1 pseudogene is annotated in these 749 nt (G+C 45.9%); it reads left to right on the top strand.

The features are described 5' to 3' along the window. A pseudogene (locus BLL38_RS31045) lies at window positions 1-120 on the top strand (IS30 family transposase); the annotation flags it as partial. Window positions 121-749: the final 629 nt, after the last annotated feature.

The following is a 749-nucleotide window of genomic DNA, read 5'->3' as shown; positions in this document are numbered from 1 at the left end:
CTGACCGTCGAAGCCGTCAATCGGACAGTAGCGAGGATCAATCTACGCCCGCGCAAGCGCTTGGGCTGGAAGACGCCGTACGAAGTGCATACAGGGGTGAGCGTTGCACTTATGTGTTGAATTCAGGAGGTGTTGCACTCAGTTTTTGCCGCCGCCCACCCATAACAAACACTATTGGCTTGTGACTTGAAACGGCAGCAACCGAATCGAAGTCCTGTATTTCGTGGAGAAAAAAGCATTCGAGTTCCAGAAATCGCCAAAAACATAAGGACACCAAATGAAAACTTCAGACTTTTACCTATGGACGCCTGTAAAAACTGCTCTCTCCAGCGCTTTCCTGATCAAAACAATGTCATACACGCTAATAAACTGCCTTAGTGAAAAAAAACGATATGATTCATTGAATCCCTACAGATACTGCTCATGATATTTCCCGCGCGGTTAATGCTGCACCACTCTCGGAAAAATCAAAAAACAAAAGGGCGACTCAATATAAAACATGAAAAAAATCACAAAAAAGTTACACACACCCGTTATAAAAAATAATCAAGCACACTCACCCCACTAAACAAAACTTCCATCCTTGCGCACTCAATCATTGACGCTCAGCGCAACGTCTTAAAATCGAGTAGGAGGCGGATTCACATCCGCCGTCCTCTCACACCACCGTACGTACGGTTCCGTATACGGCGGTTCAGGTTATACGGTTAAGTCGGTTTATCGTATCCAGTATCGAGACCAGCCCGAGG

The sequence above is a fragment of the Pseudomonas gessardii genome (assembly GCF_001983165.1).
GTDB classification, from domain to species: Bacteria; Pseudomonadota; Gammaproteobacteria; order Pseudomonadales; family Pseudomonadaceae; genus Aquipseudomonas; species Aquipseudomonas gessardii.
The sequence above is the reverse complement of the archived record's forward strand: the minus strand, read 5'-3'. Positions and strand labels throughout refer to the sequence as shown.